This window comes from Salmonella sp. SA15303, assembly GCF_029962125.1.
In the GTDB taxonomy this organism is placed as follows: domain Bacteria; phylum Pseudomonadota; class Gammaproteobacteria; order Enterobacterales; family Enterobacteriaceae; genus Salmonella; species Salmonella enterica.
Window position 1 is genome coordinate 1,349,828 of the sequence record NZ_CP123924.1, and the last position, 20,831, is coordinate 1,370,658.

Genomic DNA, 20,831 nt, shown 5'->3' on the forward strand with positions numbered 1-20,831 from the left:
TTGAATGTTGGGTGACGCTTTGCGGCGCCCAACCTGGGTATCCCTTGTAGCTGGCGCTGTTCCGGTAGCGATGTATTTTTACGTTTTTGTATTCATGGAATGAACTGCAACGAAATGGACTTTTCTCAGGTACGTCAGTGAAATCGAAAAAGTGTGTCGGTTTTTTACCCTGGCTGCTGCTATGCGCCCTCAGTTTAACGCCTTTCTTCGCGCAGGCCGTGCGAAGCAGCGGCGCATGGCAGGAACTCACTGAGCAAACTGCGGCTATTAATGGCACTCCGCCTCAGGCCGACAGTGTAACGATCCCGGTATATCAGGGCAGCGTGCAGTTGCGCTCTGATGCGGCGAATCCTGTTGACTACTCCGCGAAGCCCAGCCAGTTCAGCACCAGTGATGTCGGCAGCGCGCTGACCTTAACCAATCCGCACGACACCGAAGGCGATATCTTCGCCGTGCCGCCGCTGGCCTGGCAGGCTGAGCGCGCGCCCGCCGTTACGCTGGTGTGGGCCGACGCCGCCACGCCGGACACGCCGCTTGATCCACAACCCGTCAGCAATATAAGTTTCTGCGCGCAGAATCTGGCGGGCCGCCATCTGGTGGTCTGGTCGCAACTGGATACCTCAACCGCCATACCGCCGCTGTGGTTGCTTACCCGCACCGGCGTGCCTTATAACACGGCGGTCGAAGTGCTTGATCAAAAGTTTGCCGTGGATATCGCGCCCGCCGTGGGCGACCCGGTAACGCTCGCCGCCGATCATCTGGATGAGTCGCTCAACGCCGCGAAGGTCAAAGCGGGCGAAAGCATCATGCTGACGGTAACGACCAAAGACTGCGGCGGCGAACCGGAGGGCAACGTTGATTTCGTGATTACCCGCGGCGACGCGCAAAACCGCCAGGGCGTGGTAAACAATGCCGCGCCGGTGCGCGTCGGCAACACCGAACTGACCACCACCGCCACGGAATATCACGGTACGACCAACGCCGAGGGCGTGGCGACCGTGGTCGTCACCCAGGCGAACGGCCCGGGCGTTAAAACGCCGCTGATAGCGCACCCGTCGAGCGCGCCAGCGCTGAAAGCCAGCGTGGACGTGATTTTTACCACCCTCACCAGCCCGGACAGCAGCAGCGCCAACATGTACGGTCATATGGCAGAGACGTCCACCGCCACGGTGGACGGCGCAAGCTACACCTTTTACCGCCCCAAACTGGCGGCGGAAACCGACGGTGAAGACCGCACCGCCAGCATCAACAATGAAACCTGGGCGCAGTTCAACTGGGGCCACGCCGACGCGCACTGCGATATTCTGCCGGATGCACGCCAACTGGAAGGGTTAAAAATTGCGCGCGGCGATCTGGCCACCACCCTCGGCTGGCCGGTAGGGCTGACATCCGGTGACGAAGAGTACTGGTCCTCCTCCCAGGGATCGACTGCCACTGACCATATCAGCATTGATATGCGCAGCCGCGCCCTTACGCAGATGCCGGACGCCACGCAATCGCTGGTTAGCTGCGTGGATAAAGCCCCGCCTGCGGTCACGCCGAAATTAGTGATTAGCGCCGATAATTTTGATTCAACGGTCAACGCGGCGAAAGTGAAGGTGGGCGAAGAGATCAACATGAAGATCACCGTCACCGACAGCGCCACCAATAAACCGCTGCCTTATCGCTACTTTAACGTCTACCTGGGCGACGAGCAAAATCGCCAGAATCAAAAGAACGCCGATATTGATAGCGGGCATCAGTGGACGGATGATCCGGTAATTATCACCAATCTGGCAGGCAGCGACGGCCACTATCATGGCGTCACCGACGCCAACGGTCAGTTCTCGCTGGTGTTGACTCAGGATAAGGGTGCGGGCGTATTAACCCCGGTGCGCGTGGTGCTGTTCGACGGCACGGAAGCGACGCAGAACGTGATTTTTACCGTCGTCACCAGCCCGGACGTGGCGCAGGCGCGCATGTGGGGCCATATGCAGGGCGTGGTGGAAGCGGGCAATATCTACAAACGCCCGCTGCTGGCAGAAGAGGCCGCGCAGGATACCGGTTCCGAATTTGAGAATAACGAATACTGGGCGACGTTTAACTCGGTAACGGCGGCGACGAACCAGTGCGGTACCGGCCAGGTGCCGGGGCAACTGCTATTGGATACGCTGTATCAGGCCCATTCCGGTAACGCGATGGAAACGACCTACGGCTGGCCGACGCAGAAACACAGCTATATCGCGGCGGATACTGATGGTTCCACCACCGCGCACGTCAACCTGGCGACCGGCGCGGACAGCACGTTCAGCGGCACCGAACCGAACTATCTCTCCTGCTCCGGCAATGAGTTGGTGACCAGTCTGGACGTTTACTTTAATGGCGATGAGTCGTTACGTAATGCGGTAGCCAAAGTCGGCGAACAAATCACGATGAACGTCCATTCCGTTAATGCGCTGAACGGGTTAAGTGTGCCCAACGCCAGCTTTACCGTCACCATGTCGCACGGCAAAAATCGCGACAACGCCACCACGGGCTTTACCGATCCCAGCGACGGAACGCTGGTGATGGGCGGAACGCCTTTCGGCTCTTCCCAGGCGTCGATGACGTATCAGGGCATGACCGATGCCGAAGGCAACGCCACGCTGGTGATTGAACAGCCGCAGGGCGTGGGCTTACTGACGCCGCTGAGCGTACTGCCGGTCAACTCACTGATTACCACGCCCGTCAACCGCAGCGTGAAATTTACCGTTGCCACCAGCCCCGATACGCCGGAGGCGCAGATGTGGGGTCATATGGCGGACACGCTCACCGTGGGTGATATGGAATTCCAGCGGCCAAAGCTGGCGGCGGAAGCGACTGCCGCCACCCGTACCCAGGAGCAGGATAACGAAACCTGGGCGCGTGTCAGCCACGCCGACGCGCTGAATAACCCCAACGCCGGGGGCTGCGAGGCCGGCCATCTGCCGCGCGCCGATCAGCTTGCCGCACTGTATGCCTCCAGCGACGGCAATAAAATCCACACCGTATCCGGCTGGCCGACTGAGTATGACTACTGGTCATCCACCTTCGCCAGCGCCGCTACATGGCAGGCGGTATCACTGGCTGCGGGCGGCTATACCGCTTCCGGCGATGCGTCGGACTACGTGAGCTGTCTGGTCAGCAAAAATCCGACGGCGGCGTCTATCACCATTGAGCCGGTGGATGCGGCATTGTGGTATAACGCAAACAGCGAACACGCGGTGAAGGTGAAAAAGGGCGATACGCTCCAGCTTAAAGTGACGGTAAAAGACGCCAGCGGCAATCCGCTGCCGCAAGCGCCGTTCGTGTTAAGCCGCGGCGACGGCTATACCCGCCAGGGGGAGAAACATATCGCCGGTAGCGGCGACGGCATCGTCTCGGCGGTGGTGATCGACGGCGATTCGCTCAACGACACCGCCACCAAAATCGGCGGCATGACCGGTGAAAACGGCAGCAAAATCATCAACGTCACCCGCCCGGACACCCACGGGACGAAAGTCGCGATTACGGCGGCGCTGTACGACAACGCCAGCGCGACGGCCAGCATCGACACTATTTTCACCGTGGTCACCAGCCCGGACAGCGACAAAGCCAAAATGTGGGGCCATATGCCGGAAACGACGACGGCGGCCAACGGCGAGGTGTTTAAGCGCCCGCTGTTATCGGCTGAAATCGCCAGCGGCGTTACCCACGGCGACAATACGGAAAACAACGAAGCGTGGGGAATCGTCGATTTTGAAATGGCGAACGACGCCTGCGGCGCGGGATACGTGCCGACCCTTGCCGATATGCAATCGCTGTACGACGCCGGGCCCGGCGGCGCCATGAATACGCAGCAGGGCTGGCCGCTGGACGGTAAAAACTACCAGGACAGCACCGCCGATTTGAGCCGGAGTACGCAAAACCGCTACGTTAAGTCGATTAATCTGCGCGACGGCGGCGTCGGTTCGCTATTGTGGAATGAACAACTCTATTTTGTCTGCCTGCAAAACGCCCATCCGGCGGCGACGCAGATAACGCTCACTTCGCCTGTGTATAACGACAGCGACGGATTCGCCAAAGCGAAAGTCGGCGAGACCATCCCGGTCATCATCACCACGCGGGATGCCCAGGGCAACCCGGCCGCCGACACGCCGGTTATCTTTACGCGCGGCGACAGCGTCGGGCGCGCGAATCAGGAGGTGAATAGCTCGGCGGCGGCGGATATACAGATAAACCACAGCGACGGGCGTAGCAGCGGCGCTAACTATTACACCGCCACGGGCGCCGACGGCACACTGACGCTGAATATCAGCCAGGACAGCGGCGCGGGCTTTAAAACGCCGCTGACGGCGGCGATAGAACACAACGGCGTAACGAGCGCGCCGCTGCCGGTCATCTTTACCGTGGTCACCAGTCCGGACACGCCGAAGGCCAACTACTGGGGCCATATGGCGGAAACGCTGACCGACAGCAGCGGCGTGGCGTACAGGCGTCCGCTGCTGGCCAGCGAGTTTAGCGCTACGCCCGGCAAAACGCTGACCATCGCCAACGGCTACTACGACAAAGGCGAAACCTGGGGCATGATAACCGTCGATAAAGCCTGGAACGGCACCGGTGGCGGCTGTGGGCGCGACACGCTACCGACCGTAGCCAACCTCCAGACACTGTACGGGACATACCCGGATAACGCCATGCGCAGCCGTAACGGCTGGCCGATGACCAGTTCAGGCAACAACAACGTCAGCCGCTACTGGTGGGCGGGGGATTACGTGATATCGTCAGACGGCACGAAGTCGCTCTATGCGGCGGTCAACCTGTTTAACGACGGCAATGATGTCAAAACGACGACCAGCACCTCGATGTACTACATGCAGACCTGTCTTGCCTCGCCGCGCAGCGCCGCCGCCAGCCTGACGCTGACGCTGGCAGGCCAGGATGAAACCACCGGAAGCGCAAAGGCGAAGAAGGGCGAGCAGATGGCCGCCACCATCGACGTGAAAGACGCCGCAGGTCAGCCGATGAAAAACGTGATGGTGAAAATCAGCCGCGGATCTTCGTACAATCGCGCCAACAGCGCCACATCGTCCTCAAGCATCACAGACGATATTACGCTGCGTAATGTGATGCCGTCCGGCCTGGCGACATACCTGCTGGATACCTCGGCGAAATATCTGTATGCGCAAACTGATGCCCAGGGACAGGTGACATTTACCCTTGCGCAGGACAGTACCGCCGGTTTAAAAACCACTATCAGCGCCGCCACGATGGACGGCAGCAACCTGACAGACAGCAAAGACGCAATCTTTACCGTAGTGACCAGCCCGGACAGCGATAAGGCCAAATACTGGGGCCATATGCCGGAAACCTTTACCAACAGTAAGGGGGTTGAATTTAAGCGACCGCTGCTGCGCGCTGAACTTTCTTCAACGGCGGACACGTCGGGTTATACGGAAAATAACGAGACCTGGTATACCTGGAGCCGTTATCCGAATATGTATCAGGACACCGCCAGCCCGTGCGATCGGCTGGGGTTGCCGACGGTAAATGATTTACAGACGCTATATACCGATTATCCCAATGGCGCACTCACGACAACGCTTGGCCTACCGGTGGCATCAGGAAAATATTGGGGGGCGGGTAACTCAGTACCGGATGCCACGCACTCAGACAGTCAGTTTCAGTATGTCAGACTCAGCGATAATAATACGCTGACAACCAAAGCCAATACCGCCACGGCGCAGCTTTGTCTGGCAAAGCGCCGGGACTTGTCGATAGAACTCACCTCCAGCGACATGGATGCGGATAAAGGCGCTCCAGTGGCGAAGAAGGGCGAGAGCCTGCCGTTGACCGTCACTGTGAGGGATGGTTCCGGCACGCCGCAGCCCAATACCGCTATCCGTTTGGGACGAACGCTTTCGATAGACCGGGCGGGTGTCGTTGATGGCAGTTCCGGCGGAGGCATGGTACTCACATCGGTTGCGCCGTCTACGGGCTCAATGACGTTTAACTGCACGGTATCTTCGTGCACAAGTTATTGGTATGGCATTACGGATGAGGATGGTAAAGCGCAACTCGAAGTGACGCAGGATGATTCCCGTGGCCTGAGAACACCGCTACAGGCGATGCTTGTCGACGATCCGCTGACAGTTAGCGATATGGACGTCATTTTCACCGTCATTACCAGCCCGGACAGTGATAAAGCTAAATACTGGGGACACATGCCGGAAACCGTAACCAACAGCGCGGGCGTGAAGTTCCGGCGTCCGCTGCTGGCGGCGGAGATGACGTCGAATAGCGGTACTTACCTGGTTAACAATGAAACATGGCCCTTAGTCACCGCAGCGAACACTGAAAAAGCGGGCGCAACCGGCTGTGATGCGGAATACCAGCCGTTGTCGGGCGATCTGCAAACGTTGTATAGCGACAATCCTAACGGCGCAATCGGTACAAATTACGGCTGGCCGGTGGCGGGGAACAAATCCTGGTGGGCGGCGGATCGTGCGCCGAATACCGGATATTACCAATTTATAAACCTGAATAGCGGCGGTAAGGGCACCGCCAGTTCATCGACTGCCACCGGCGCTCAGGTGTGTCTGGTCGAGCCGCGTACTTCTACTCCTGCCAGTATTACGCTGACCTCGACGGCGATGGACAGCGCGAAAAATGCGGCGGTAGTGGCGAAGGGAAGCGCGATGCCGTTAACGGTGACGGTAAAAGATAGCAGCGGTAACCCGGTCGCCAACGTCGGTTTTACGTTGTCACGTGGCGATTCGAAAAATCGGGCAGGTATGGTGATAACGGATGGCGACGTGGCAGCGGATGCCGGAGCAGACGATCTCATGCTTAAAGAGCTGACTCCCGCAAGCGCCAGCCAAAGTATGACCACCACCGGGATTGTCTTTACCGGCACTACCGGCAGCGACGGTACGGCAACGTTTACGCTTAATCAGGATAAAAGCCTGGGGTTGAAAACGCCACTCACGGTGAAAGTGACGGACAATACGACTCTTCACGCATCGCTGGATGTGATTTTTATGGTACTTACCAGCCCGGATACGGATAAAGCGTTGTTCTGGGGAAATATGTCGGATACGACATCCGTCAACGGAAAAACGCTGCATCGTCCGTGGCTTCAGGCTGAGATGCTGTCAGGCGTAACGCCAGTATTTACCAACGGAGTGCATGCAAATAACGAGTACTGGGCGATGGCGCATACGGTGGACAACACGAAATGGGATATTGCCAAACAGTGCGGTAGCCTTAGCAAAGCACCGGATAATAACGACCTGTTGACGCTGTATCATTCAATTAGCTCGTTAGGCTGGCCGACGCAGGGCTATCCCTATTTATCTAAATCAACCTCAAGCGGCGGCATGTATTGCGGCGTAGATGAGAATACCAAGAGTCAAAACTGCGCCATTAAGCCGGCAGGCTCAGCGGGTTATGCGACGTGCGTGGAGTAACGTATTATGCGTCTGGCACGAAAATAATCTGCTTTTCACGTTCAATTGAGCTTCATGAAAAAGTGAAAGTAGCATTCATTGAAAAGTATATGTTCTGCTAATTGGCGTCACCACCGTTTGCCACGCGTGTGTAAAAGCGCCGTCTCCCTTCTGCAACCCGGCATCTGGCGCTACGTATATACTCTAAATAATTCGAGTTGCAGGAAGGCGGCAAGCGAGCGAATCCCCGGGAGCTTACTAAAGTAAGTGACTGGGGTGAGGGAACGCAGCCGCAGCACATGCAACTTGAAGTATGACGAGTATATTTAAAATAACGCCAGGTGTCGCATGATAATCACACCTTTTTGTTTCACGCATTTATTTATTTCAATATATGAAGTTATTAAATGTTATTCACGATATAAATATTTATTAAATGGATGAATGTATTTATATCAATTATAAATCAACCAGAAATTGACCTGGCATTGAAATAAGCCTTGAAATTAGTTAATAATTTGGCTTGGATAATATATTGTTTCAGGTGATTGCAACCATTCATAGAGCTGTATTTTTGTTATTTATTATTTAACTCATTGATAATGTAGCATTTAAAGGCTATTTGCAGCCCAATCAAAATCCAGTTTGCTTCGTGAACGTTATTAAAGGGAAATTTAAAAATTGAACAGGACTTACAGTATTGTCTGGAGCGCCGTGCGAAATATGTATGTCGTGGCTTCAGAACTGGCGCGAGGCCACAGCAAAGTTAAAGCGCAAGTATGCGCGAGTGAAACCCATTCTCCAAACCAAAAGTCCGAATATGGACAAATAATAAAAGCAACGCGCGCGGCGCTGGCTTGCGCCGTGGCTGCGGCGCTCGGATTTTTCAGCCCGCTGGCTATGGCCGATAATCAGGTATCATATGCTGATGCGCAGCCCCACGTTCTGGATGCGTCAACGCCGCCGATAAGCTATTCGGGCACCGATGAAGGCGCGGCGCTATATGTCTCGGGTGTCGCCACCGTCGGCTGGCAGCCCACCACGGTCACAGGGACGGGGCTCGTCATTGAAACAAGCGGAGGCGGGGCTGATGATCCGGATGGCGGTAAGTATGTTTCCAACGCCATTTCGCTGGATCATTACGCTATCCTTGAGCTTACCGACGCGAAGATAACCACTACGGGTATTTATACCCAGGGTATTTCCGCAGCGGATGGCAGCACACTGAGGTTAACAGACAGTACGCTAACGATTGACGGCAATTTCGGCGTAATGACGTTGTATACGGGTTCAGAAGCAACGCTGGACGGTACCATCGTTGAGGCAGCTAACAGCAGCAGCGCGCAGGTGCAACAAGGCAGTACGCTGAACGTGCTGGACGGTAGCACAATCACCCTGGCGCAAGGCCAGATAAACGTTGTTGCCGGAAACACCGCGACAGACGAGGGTTCCACCCTGAACCTGTCTGATAGCTCGGTCAGCTCTGCAGGTACGATGAGCACCATCCAGGGTACCAATAAGGCCGCTCTTAATCTCACCAACGCGACCATAACACATACCAATGCCAGCGGCGCGGCGGTACAGGCCAATAACGCCACTACCCTGGATATTACAGGCGGCAACATTACCTCTGCCGGTACGGGCGTGTATATTCTGGCGTCGGACGCCAGGATCGACGGCGCCACCATCAACGCCGACGGCGACGGTATCTTTATAACCAGCAAAAGAAAACTCGACGGGTATGAGGATCTCAACGCGCTGACGGTCAGCGACGCAAACGTCACCTCAAAAACTGTCGCACTGAACATTGATGGCAGCACGACCATTAACGACCCCATTGAGCTCACCAACAGCACCTTTACGGCGCCGACCGCGATCAAATTAGGCAGCAAAGCGACTATTCAGGCCGAAAAAACGATGCTGACCGGCAACATTGTCCAGACTGACGCGTCATCGTCATCGCTCTCTTTAAGCCAGGGGTCCACGTTAACCGGTAGTGTAGATGCGATGTTTACTACGCTGTCGCTCGACGACACCAGCCAGTGGAACATGACCGACCCGTCAACCGTCGGCAATCTGACCAACGACGGCGATATTACGCTGGGCAACGCGAGCGGTTCGACAGGTACGCTGCTGACGGTGGACAATACCCTGACCTTGCAGGACGGCAGCCAGATAAACGCGACGCTGGATACCGCCAACAGCGCGCCAATTATCAAAGCCGCCAACGTCACGCTGGACGGGACGCTGAACCTTAGCTCAACGGCCACCTTTGTCGCGCCCGAAACCGACGAACACTTTGGATCGATCACGCTGATTGATTCGCAAACTGCAATCACTACCGATTTTGACAGCGTAACACTGGATGCTGACACCTCCGCTATGCCGGATTATCTGACGATCAACGCGGGCGTTGATGCGAATGATAATACCAACTACGAGTTGTCTACGGGCTTGAGTTGGTACGCGGGCGCAAATTCTGCGCGCGCTGCGCATGGCACTTTTACCGTTGATGCAGGCAGTACCTTTACCGTCACCAGCGAACTGGACGAAACCACGGCGACCTCCAACTGGAACGGCAGCAAGCTAACCAAACAAGGCGACGGCACGCTGATCCTCAGCAACACCGGCAACGACTACGGCGATACTGAAATTGACGGCGGCATTCTGGCCGCCAAAGACGCCGCCGCGCTCGGCACTGGCGATGTGACGATTGCAGAAAGCGCAACGCTTGCGCTGAGCCAGGGCACGCTGGATAACAACGTGACCGGCGAGGGCCAAATTGTCAAAAGCGGTAGCGATGAGCTGATCGTGACCGGCGATAACAACTACAGCGGCGGCACCACTATTTCCGGCGGTACGCTGACGGCTGACCATGCGGATTCGCTGGGCAGCGGCGATATCGACAACAGCGGCGTGCTTAAGGTGGGCGAAGGCGAGCTGGAAAACATCCTTTCCGGCAGCGGCTCGCTGGTGAAAACCGGCACAGGCGAGCTGACGCTAAGCGGCGACAACACTTACTCCGGCGGCACCACCATTACCGGCGGTACGCTGACGGCTGACCATGCGGATTCGCTGGGCAGCGGCGATATCGATAACAGCGGCGTGCTTAAGGTGGGCGAAGGCGATCTGGAAAATACGCTTTCCGGCAGCGGTTCGCTGGTGAAAACCGGTACCGGCGAGCTGACGTTAAGCGGCGGCAACGATTACTCCGGCGGCACCACCATTATCGGCGGTACGCTGACGGCTGACCATGCGGATTCGCTGGGTACCGGAGCTGTTGCCAACAGCGGCGTGCTTCAGGTCGGCGAGGGCGAGCTGGAAAATACGCTTTCCGGCAGCGGTTCGCTGGTCAAAACCGGTACGGGCGAACTGACGTTAAGCGGCGATAACAGTTACTCCGGCGGCACCACCATTATCGGCGGTACGCTGACGGCTGACCATGCGGATTCGCTGGGTACCGGAGCTGTTGCCAACAGCGGTGTGCTTCAGGTCGGTGAGGGCGAGCTGGAAAATACGCTTTCCGGCAGCGGTTCGCTGGTCAAAACCGGTACCGGCGAGCTGACGTTAGGCGGCGACAACAGCTATTCCGGCGCCACCACTATCACTGACGGCACGCTGATTGCCGCCAACGTCAACGCGCTGGGCAGCGGCAATATCGACAACAGCGGTACGCTGATACTGGATGCCAACGGCGCATTTGAGCTTGCGAACGTCACCACCCATAGCGGCGCCACTACCGCGCTGGCAGCGGGCAGCACCCTTGACGCGGGCCAGTTCACCCAGGAAGACGGCAGTACGCTAAGTATTGACCTCGGCGCGGCCACCGACGACGCCGTGATTACCGCCGACAGCGTCGCGCTGGGCGGCACGCTGAATGTTACCGGCATTGGCAGCGTTACAGACAGCTGGACGCCTGAGGCATACACCTACACGCTGATTGGCAGCGACAGCGCCATTACGACCGATTTCGACGATCTGACCGTCGCGGGAATGAATAGAGAAGATGTTGACTTCCTGACTATCGACGGAAAAGTCGATGAAGCAGACAACACCCACTATGATCTGACGGCCTCCCTCTCCTGGTATGCGGACAGAGACAACGCCACTACCGACGCCCACGGCACCTTTACCCTGAGCGACCCTGACGGCAGCTTTAACGTTGCGGCTACACTGACAGACGTTGACGATACGCTGGATCCGGGTAGCAGATGGGACGGTAAATCGCTGACCAAAGAAGGCGCAGGCACGCTGATCCTCTCTGGCGACAACGACTACAGCGGCGGCACCACCATCAATGAAGGTACGCTGGTCGCCGCCAGTACGACGGCGCTGGGCACCGGTCTGGTAGACAATAATGCCACGCTGGTGCTGGACGCAGACGGTGAAGTCAGCGCGGTGGGCGGCATCACCACTCATAGCGGCGCGACGACCCAACTGGCGCTCGGCACCTCGTTGGATCTCGGCGACAGCGCGTTAATTCAGCAAGATGGCAGTACGCTGAACGTTGAGCTGAATAGTGACTCAGTGCAACCGCTGATTACCGGCAGCAGCGCCACGCTTGGCGGCGATTTGGTCGTCAGCGACGCCAGCCTGCAAGCGCGCGCCTCCGACGCGGAGTTCCAGTCCTTTAAACTGATGGATATGACCAGCGATATCAGCGGCGACTTTACCAGCCTGACGATGAACCTCACTGACAAGCCGGACTATCTGACCGTAACCGGGACAATCAATCCTGAAGATGCGTCAGAATATCTGCTTACCGAAGGGCTGAGCTGGAATGCGACCGCCACGTCAGCGACGCCAGCACACGGCACGTTTACCCTGGGCGCAGGCGACAGTTTTGAAGTCACCAGCGTACTGGGCGATAAAACCGGCAACGGCGACTGGGACGGTAAATCGCTGACCAAACTGGGCGCGGGTAAACTGACGCTGAGCGGCGCGAACACCTATAGCGGCGATACCAACGTACAGGAAGGCACGCTATGGCTGTCCGGAGACGGCTCGATTGGCGAGATGGGCAGCCAGCAGGCGGTGAACGTCGCCTCCGGGGCGACCTTCGGCGGCAGCAATGGTACGACCGTTAACGGTAAGGTGACCAACGAAGGGACGCTGGTCTTCGGCAACAGCGAGGAAACAGGCGCTATCTTCACCCTCAATGGCGATCTGATCAACATGGGGACAATGACCAGTGGTAGCAGCTCCAGCACGCCTGGCAATACGCTTTATGTCGATGGCAATTACACCGGCAACGGCGGCTCGCTTTACCTGAATACCGTCCTGGGCGACGATGATTCGGCAACCGATAAGTTGGTCATTACCGGCGATGCTTCCGGCACCACCGATCTGTACATCAACGGCATCGGCGATGGAGCACAGACCACTAACGGTATCGAAGTGGTGGATGTTGGCGGCGTATCGACCAGCGATGCGTTTGAGCTAAAAAATGAGGTTAACGCCGGTCTGTATACCTACCGTCTGTACTGGAATGAAAGTGACAACGACTGGTATCTGGCGTCAAAAGCACAGTCTGATGATGACGACAGCGGCGGTGATGACACGCCTTCGGATGGCGGTGACGATGGCGGTAATGTCACGCCTCCGGACGACGGCGGCGATGGCGGTAATGTCACGCCTCCGGACGACGGCGGCGACGGCGGCGATGTCACGCCTCCGGACCACGGCGGCGATGTCGCACCGCAGTACCGTGCGGATATCGGCGCGTACATGGGCAACCAGTGGATGGCGCGCAACCTGCAAATGCAGACCCTCTATGACCGCGAGGGCAGCCAGTATCGTAATGCCGATGGCAGCGTATGGGCGCGCTTCAAAGCGGGTAAAGCGGAATCCGAGGCTGTCAGCGGCAATATCGATATGGACAGCAACTACTCCCAGTTCCAGTTAGGCGGCGACATTCTGGCCTGGGGTAACGGCCAGCAGAGCGTTACCGTTGGCGTCATGGCGAGCTACATCAACGCCGATACCGACAGCACCGGTAACCGTGGCGCAGACGGTAGCCAGTTCACCAGTAGCGGCAACGTAGACGGCTACAACCTTGGCGTCTATGCCACCTGGTTTGCCGATGCCCAAACGCATAGCGGCGCGTATGTCGACAGCTGGTACCAATATGGTTTCTACAACAACAGCGTAGAGAGCGGTGATGCGGGATCTGAATCTTATGATTCAACCGCTAACGCCGTCTCGCTGGAAACTGGTTATCGCTACGATATTGCGCTTAGCAACGGTAATACTGTCAGTCTGACGCCGCAGGCGCAGGTTGTCTGGCAGAATTACTCAGCGGATAGCGTGAAGGATAACTACGGCACCCGGATCGATGGTCAGGATGGCGACAGTTGGACAACGCGTCTGGGTCTGCGTGTTGACGGCAAGCTGTACAAAGGCAGCCGTACGGTTATCCAGCCGTTTGCTGAAGCTAACTGGCTGCACACCAGCGATGATGTGTCGGTATCGTTTGATGATGCTACGGTGAAACAGGATCTTCCGGCTAACCGTGCGGAGCTGAAAGTGGGTCTGCAGGCAGATATCGATAAGCAGTGGAGCGTTCGCGCTCAGGTTGCCGGGCAGACTGGCAGCAATGACTTTGGCGATCTGAACGGTAGCCTCAATCTGCGCTATAACTGGTAAGTTAGACAAAACCGGGCGGGTGTTCCCTGCCCGGTTTTGAGGCGAATGACAAACCGGTTGATCGTCAGATTATGGCTACACCTTATCCGACGTGGCGCGTAGGTTGGCTGAGGCGAAGTCGAAACCCAACATCGCGCTGCAAAGGGTGGGGGAGTGTTGGATTACGTGCCCGGCGTGACGGATTTGACTTCACTTTCAAGCCAGCCGTCCTCCAGTCTCGTGGTCATGATATCGCCTGCTTTGACCTGTTTGATCTTTTTCAGCACCTTGCCGTCCGTTGTCGTCGAAACCGTATAGCCGCGCGCCAGCGTGGCTAACGGGCTGACCGCTTCCAGATGCGTGACCGCGTTGCCAAAACGCTCGCGCTGTTCGCTTAACCGTGAGCGGATATTCTCCGTCAGACGATATTCAAGCTGTTGGATGCGCGACTGCGCGCGGTGAATGCGCGGCTGCGGATTTTGCTGGCTCAGGCGTTGACTTACGCACTGTTGGCGTTGATTGGCCTGCTTAATCCTGGCCTCAAGCGCAAATCCCATCCGTTGGCGTAGACGTTCCAGCGCGGTTTGCTGACGGGCCAGACGCAGTTGCGGATGTTGCTGTTGCAGACGGTGAAAAATCTGCGTGAAACGGCGGCTGCGATTGGCGAGGTAGTAGTCCATCGCCATGCCCAGACGCTGCTGGGCGGACTGGATCTGACGCAACAACTCCTGCTGGTTACGGCTGACAATTTCTGCCGCTGCTGATGGCGTAGGCGCGCGCAGGTCGGCGACAAAATCAGCTATCGTGACGTCCGTTTCGTGACCGACGGCGCTGACCACCGGAATGCGGCTGGCAAAAATCGCCCGCGCCACGCGTTCGTCGTTAAAACTCCACAAATCTTCCAGCGAACCGCCGCCGCGCCCGACGATCAGTACATCACATTCGCCGCGCGCGTTCGCCAGTTCGATAGCACGAACGATCTGCCCCGGCGCGTCGTCGCCCTGGACTGCGGTTGGATAGATAATAACGGGCAGGGATGGGTCACGACGCTTTAGCACGTGGAGAATATCGTGCAGCGCCGCGCCGGTTTTCGAAGTGATCACCCCAACGCAGTGGGCCGGGGAGGGCAACGGCTGTTTATGCTGCTGATCGAACAAGCCTTCGGCCTGCAGTTTGGCTTTTAGCTGCTCATATTTCTGCTGCAACAAGCCTTCGCCCGCGGGCTGCATACTTTCGGCGATGATTTGATAATCGCCGCGCGGCTCGTACAGCGTAATGTTGGCGCGTACCAGCACCTGCTGCCCGTGCTGCGGGCGGAACGTCACCCGGCGATTGCTGTTACGGAACATCGCACAGCGCACCTGAGCGGTATCGTCTTTGAGCGTAAAGTACCAGTGGCCCGACGCAGGCTGCGTGAAATTAGAAATCTCGCCGCTGATCCATACCTGTCCCATCTCCTGTTCTAACAGCAGACGAACCGTCTGGTTAAGGCGGCTTACGGTAAAAATTGAGGAAGTTTGAGAGGATAACATGTGAGCGGGATCAAATTCTAAATCAGCAGGTTATTCAATCGATAGTAACCTGCTCACGGGGGATCGCAAGCACTATTTGCAAAAAAATGTAGATGCAACCGATTACGTTCTGTATAATGCCGCGGCAATATTTATTAACCTCCCAGGTGAGATATTGCCCATGCTACGTATCGCTAAAGAAGCCCTGACGTTTGACGACGTCCTCCTTGTTCCCGCTCACTCCACCGTTTTGCCGAATACTGCCGATCTCAGCACGCAGTTGACGAAAACTATTCGTCTGAATATTCCTATGCTTTCTGCGGCGATGGACACCGTGACGGAAGCGCGCCTGGCAATTGCCCTGGCCCAGGAAGGCGGCATTGGTTTTATCCACAAAAACATGTCCATTGAGCGCCAGGCGGAAGAAGTTCGCCGCGTGAAGAAACACGAGTCCGGCGTAGTGACCGACCCGCAGACCGTCCTGCCAACCACCACGTTGCATGAAGTGAAAGCCCTGACCGAGCGTAACGGTTTTGCGGGCTATCCGGTGGTGACTGAAGATAACGAGCTGGTGGGTATCATCACCGGTCGTGACGTGCGTTTTGTGACTGACCTGAACCAGCCGGTTAGCGTTTACATGACGCCGAAAGAGCGTCTGGTGACCGTTCGTGAAGGCGAAGCCCGTGAAGTCGTGCTGGCAAAAATGCACGAAAAACGCGTAGAAAAAGCGCTGGTCGTTGATGATAACTTCCATCTGCTTGGCATGATTACCGTAAAAGATTTCCAGAAAGCGGAACGTAAACCAAACTCCTGCAAAGATGAGCAGGGCCGTTTACGTGTCGGCGCGGCGGTCGGCGCAGGCGCGGGCAACGAAGAGCGCGTTGACGCGCTGGTGGCGGCAGGCGTTGACGTACTGCTGATCGACTCCTCTCACGGTCATTCAGAAGGCGTGTTGCAACGTATCCGTGAAACCCGTGCTAAATATCCTGACCTGCAAATCATCGGCGGCAACGTCGCGACAGGCGCAGGCGCTCGCGCACTGGCGGAAGCCGGTTGCAGCGCGGTGAAAGTCGGTATTGGCCCGGGTTCCATCTGTACCACTCGTATCGTGACTGGCGTGGGCGTTCCGCAGATCACCGCTGTTTCTGACGCAGTTGAAGCGCTGGAAGGTACCGGTATTCCGGTTATCGCTGACGGCGGTATCCGTTTCTCCGGCGACATAGCCAAAGCGATTGCCGCAGGTGCAAGCGCGGTAATGGTGGGTTCCATGCTGGCGGGTACGGAAGAATCCCCGGGCGAAATCGAACTCTACCAGGGCCGTTCTTACAAATCTTACCGCGGCATGGGCTCGCTGGGTGCGATGTCCAAAGGTTCCTCCGACCGTTACTTCCAGAGCGACAACGCCGCTGACAAACTGGTGCCGGAAGGTATCGAAGGTCGCGTAGCCTATAAAGGTCGCCTGAAAGAGATCATTCACCAGCAGATGGGCGGCCTGCGCTCCTGTATGGGGCTGACCGGTTGTGCTACCATCGACGAACTGCGTACTAAAGCGGAGTTTGTGCGTATCAGCGGTGCGGGCATTCAGGAAAGCCACGTTCACGACGTGACCATCACCAAAGAGTCCCCGAACTACCGTCTGGGCTCCTGATTTTCTTCGCCCGACCTTCGTGTCGGGCGATTTATTTAATCTGTTTCACTTGCCTCGGAATAAGCGTCAATGACGGAAAACATTCATAAGCATCGCATCCTCATTCTGGACTTCGGTTCTCAGTACACTCAACTGGTTGCGCGCCGCGTGCGTGAGCTGGGTGTTTACTGTGAACTGTGGGCGTGGGATGTGACAGAAGCACAAATTCGTGACTTCAACCCAAGCGGCATTATTCTTTCCGGCGGCCCGGAAAGCACCACCGAAGAAAACAGCCCGCGCGCGCCGCAGTATGTCTTTGAAGCAGGCGTGCCGGTATTTGGCGTTTGCTATGGTATGCAGACCATGGCGATGCAGCTTGGCGGTCATGTAGAAGGTTCTAATGAGCGTGAATTTGGTTATGCGCAGGTCGAAGTGTTGACCGACAGCGCGCTGGTTCGCGGTATTGAAGATTCCCTGACCGCAGACGGCAAACCGCTGCTGGACGTGTGGATGAGCCACGGCGATAAAGTGACGGCGATTCCGTCCGACTTCGTGACCGTCGCCAGCACCGAGAGCTGCCCGTTCGCCATTATGGCCAACGAAGAAAAACGCTTCTACGGTGTACAGTTCCACCCGGAAGTGACTCACACCCGCCAGGGTATGCGCATGCTGGAGCGTTTTGTACGCGATATCTGCCAGTGTGAAGCGTTGTGGACGCCGGCGAAGATCATCGACGACGCCGTGGCGCGCATTCGCGAGCAGGTGGGCGACGACAAAGTGATCCTCGGCCTCTCTGGTGGCGTGGATTCTTCCGTCACCGCAATGCTGCTGCACCGCGCGATCGGTAAAAATCTGACCTGTGTATTCGTCGACAACGGCCTGCTGCGTCTCAACGAAGCCGAGCAGGTGATGGACATGTTTGGCGACCATTTTGGCCTGAATATCGTTCACGTACCGGCAGAAGAGCGCTTCCTGTCCGCGCTGGCTGGCGAGAACGATCCGGAAGCCAAGCGTAAGATCATCGGTCGTGTTTTTGTAGAAGTGTTCGACGAAGAAGCGCTCAAACTGGAAGACGTGAAGTGGCTGGCGCAAGGCACCATTTACCCTGACGTTATCGAATCTGCGGCGTCTGCAACCGGTAAAGCGCACGTCATCAAATCTCACCACAATGTCGGCGGCTTGCCGAAAGAGATGAAGATGGGGCTGGTTGAACCGCTGAAAGAGCTGTTCAAAGACGAAGTGCGTAAGATTGGTCTGGAGCTGGGCCTGCCGTATGACATGCTGTATCGCCATCCGTTCCCGGGGCCGGGCCTCGGCGTTCGTGTTCTGGGTGAAGTGAAGAAAGAGTACTGCGACCTGCTGCGCCGTGCTGACGCTATCTTCATTGAAGAGCTGCGCAAAGCGGATCTGTACGACAAAGTCAGTCAGGCGTTTACCGTCTTCCTGCCGGTTCGTTCCGTTGGCGTTATGGGCGATGGTCGTAAGTATGACTGGGTTGTCTCTCTGCGTGCCGTCGAAACCATCGACTTTATGACCGCACACTGGGCGCACCTGCCGTATGACTTCCTCGGTCGCGTTTCCAACCGCATCATCAATGAAGTCAACGGGATTTCCCGTGTGGTGTATGACATCAGCGGTAAACCGCCGGCTACCATTGAGTGGGAATAAGCCGATAATCCTTCCTGTGTTTTCATGAACAGGTAAAGGTGAATTTAACCCTCTGTTTTTACAGAGGGTTTTTATTTATGTGCATTCATGAATTTTCTATGTGGCGCACAGTTCCTGACGGCAAATTTGACGTAATTACGAACCCACGAAGGTTGGTTGTATCTTGCCGTGGTCGTTGATTTGTTCTCGTGCAAAGTTATCGGTTGGTCAATGCAACCACGAATGACAAAAGATATTGTTCTGAATGCGCTTCTGATGGCCGTGTGGCGACGTCATCCCCAAAAACAGGTGCTGGTTCAGTCTGATCAGGGTAGTCAGTACACCCGCTATGAATGGCTGAAATTGCACGGACTGGAGGGCAGTATGAGCCGTTGTGGCAACTGTCATGACAATGCGGTTGCAGAAAGCTTTTTCCAGCTACTGAAGCGTGAACGGATAAAGAAAAAGATCTACCAACGACTCAGAAGTGTCCAGATTATCCGTGGCGATTCAGCCCAAATAAGGGGTATTTAAAATATAGTAACTTTATTCTTCAACTATATAACCAACGCCCAGCTTTAGCACTTTCAACGAGCATACCAACCGTTAGTGGCTTACGCGGATCAGGCTCTTTACTTCCAAAGTACTCTGGATTCAGATAGTTGAGTATGTCAAATCCTTCTGAATCTACATTCCAACGCTTGAAGTACTTTTGTAGAAGTTCTTCACTATCTTCAAAAACGAGTTTAAGATCATCCCTAATACTGGTATCAAGCGTGATGATTCGCTTTGGCCCACAGAGAAAGTACTTTTTAGTGTTATATTCCTGATCGATAAAATCGATAATTTCTTTCTCAATATCTCTCATTAGAAGTACGTCCACTTAATGCGATCTTTAGGAACCGCCACACGATTAAATGTATCTTTAATATTACGCTGGATATCATAAATCGTAGTGAATGTCATAACCCAACCGAGCCAGGGTACATTACGACCAACGAAACGACCTAAATTATTCGTTGAGCTTAGCTGTAATGAGTTGATAGTTTTGCCTGTCAACGTTGGTAATCTGATCCCAGGTGGCAGTTTATAGTTCAACCAATTACTGATGTACTTAGAAGCAATTAATGTTACTGGAGTTGTCCCACGAGGTTTACCCCTCGTAGGTAGAACTGGTTGCCCTGAACTGCTGAAAATTGGCTGTGCCAGCTACCGGGAGTTTAACCACGCTGAAGGCTATCGGGTTTTGTATTCGGTCGAGGGAATCTTAGTAACCGCGCATGTGATCTTATCACCCAGGCAGGATATCCCGCGGTTGCTCTTTAAGCGTCTGATCATGGCCTGAACCCATTGAGTGGGATTGTCTTTTTGCGTTAACGCTAAAGCTTCTTTTTCTTGCGCGGGCTTTTTAACGGATAACAGCTTAACGTTGTCCCGGCGTGGTGACAGAAAGCGATGACTGTTGCGCTTCTTTTTTATCCTGATGGTGCTGCCAGGCGCCGATAGAAGAGTAGACGAAACGTCCAAAGAAGAAGAGAAAACTGATAAGCAGTACGATACGGGTCATGCGAGTGTTAAATCGATGTCGTTTTCGCATACTGTTGGCCTGACTCACAAAGGGTTCCTTAACGTTGGCCCAGCGATATGGGCGGGATCAGGCTGGGTTCTTCAAGGGTATTATCAAGGCGAAGAACGTAACAAGCCTGCGTTCACTCTACATTAAGGCATACTGCGAACCGATGGTCAATTCCTCTTAATGTAAAATTGCGTCAGTTGATTTATCTTATATTGTTATGGAAGATAATTTTAGTATTTACATTAATAATAAATTAATGATAACAAAGAATAAAAAGGCGAATAAAGGCTGCAGGAGAAAGGTAATAATTGACTTAAATCAAATGTTACTTTTGTTTAATAATTACAATCGATGACTATCGTGTGATGTATATCTCATCATCAATTTAAAGTCAGGTGGGATGCCTGTCTGTTAACGCCCCT

At 55.6% G+C, this 20,831-nt stretch carries 9 protein-coding genes and 3 pseudogenes; 8 read left to right on the forward strand and 4 right to left on the reverse strand.

Features of this window, described 5'->3' with window-relative positions; translation table 11 throughout:
* Nucleotides 1–137: 137 nt before the first annotated feature.
* The 3 genes and pseudogenes from ratB (at nt 138) to shdA (ending at nt 14,069) form a co-directional block, all read left to right on the forward strand.
* Nucleotides 138–7,445 carry a DUF823/DUF824 repeat adhesin RatB gene (gene ratB, locus QEN31_RS06465; RefSeq protein ID WP_080111495.1) on the forward strand — a complete coding sequence of 2,436 codons (7,308 nt, stop codon included), beginning with the start codon at nt 138–140 and terminating at the stop codon, nt 7,443–7,445.
* A 14-nt stretch (nt 7,446–7,459) separates the two neighbouring features.
* Nucleotides 7,460–7,546: pseudogene (locus tag QEN31_RS06470) on the forward strand (IS1 family transposase); the annotation flags it as partial.
* Between the two features lie 559 nt (nt 7,547–8,105).
* Nucleotides 8,106–14,069 (forward strand): fibronectin-binding autotransporter adhesin ShdA, encoded by a 5,964-nt coding sequence (gene shdA, locus QEN31_RS06475; protein ID WP_072052107.1) that lies wholly within the window; start codon nt 8,106–8,108, stop codon nt 14,067–14,069.
* A gap of 161 nt (nt 14,070–14,230) precedes the next feature.
* Here shdA and xseA read toward each other — a convergent pair whose 3' ends face one another.
* Nucleotides 14,231–15,580, reverse strand: coding sequence for an exodeoxyribonuclease VII large subunit (gene xseA / locus QEN31_RS06480; protein WP_000953165.1), 1,350 nt, complete (start codon nt 15,578–15,580; stop codon nt 14,231–14,233).
* A gap of 160 nt (nt 15,581–15,740) precedes the next feature.
* Here xseA and guaB point away from each other — a divergent pair, with 160 nt between their 5' ends.
* The 3 genes and pseudogenes from guaB to QEN31_RS06495 form a co-directional block, all read left to right on the forward strand.
* The gene (gene guaB, locus QEN31_RS06485) at nt 15,741–17,207 is read left to right on the forward strand and encodes an IMP dehydrogenase (RefSeq protein ID WP_000944174.1); all 1,467 of its coding nucleotides are present in this window, start codon (nt 15,741–15,743) and stop codon (nt 17,205–17,207) included.
* Nucleotides 17,208–17,276: 69 nt separating this feature from the next.
* Entirely contained in the window at nt 17,277–18,854 is a 1,578-nt protein-coding gene (gene guaA / locus QEN31_RS06490; RefSeq protein WP_000138296.1) for a glutamine-hydrolyzing GMP synthase, read from the forward strand.
* 135 nt (nt 18,855–18,989) lie between these two features.
* Nucleotides 18,990–19,307, forward strand: a pseudogene (locus QEN31_RS06495) (DDE-type integrase/transposase/recombinase); the annotation flags it as partial.
* A 79-nt stretch (nt 19,308–19,386) separates the two neighbouring features.
* Here the strand turns inward: QEN31_RS06495 and QEN31_RS06500 are convergent.
* Nucleotides 19,387–19,716 carry a DUF1493 family protein gene (locus QEN31_RS06500; RefSeq protein WP_001738968.1) on the reverse strand — a complete coding sequence of 110 codons (330 nt, stop codon included), beginning with the start codon at nt 19,714–19,716 and terminating at the stop codon, nt 19,387–19,389.
* Nucleotides 19,701–20,018 (reverse strand): annotated as a pseudogene (locus tag QEN31_RS25340) (STM2901 family protein); the annotation flags it as partial. The pseudogene QEN31_RS25340 and the gene QEN31_RS06500, both read right to left, overlap by 16 nt.
* Between QEN31_RS25340 and QEN31_RS06505 the strand changes: the two are divergent.
* Nucleotides 19,942–20,178, forward strand: a complete 237-nt coding sequence (locus tag QEN31_RS06505) for a hypothetical protein (protein ID WP_014343875.1) — start codon at nt 19,942–19,944, stop codon at nt 20,176–20,178. The pseudogene QEN31_RS25340 and the gene QEN31_RS06505 sit on opposite strands and share 77 nt — an antisense overlap.
* A 78-nt stretch (nt 20,179–20,256) precedes the next feature.
* Here the strand turns inward: QEN31_RS06505 and QEN31_RS06510 are convergent, their stop codons facing one another.
* Complete coding sequence (locus QEN31_RS06510) at nt 20,257–20,448, reverse strand: YfgG family protein (protein WP_000075924.1); 192 nt, start codon at nt 20,446–20,448, stop codon at nt 20,257–20,259.
* A 178-nt stretch (nt 20,449–20,626) separates the two neighbouring features.
* Here QEN31_RS06510 and QEN31_RS06515 point away from each other — a divergent pair, with 178 nt between their 5' ends.
* On the forward strand, nt 20,627–20,764 hold the full coding sequence (locus QEN31_RS06515) for a hypothetical protein (protein ID WP_001540598.1): 138 nt from the start codon (nt 20,627–20,629) through the stop codon (nt 20,762–20,764).
* Nucleotides 20,765–20,831 lie beyond the last annotated feature (67 nt).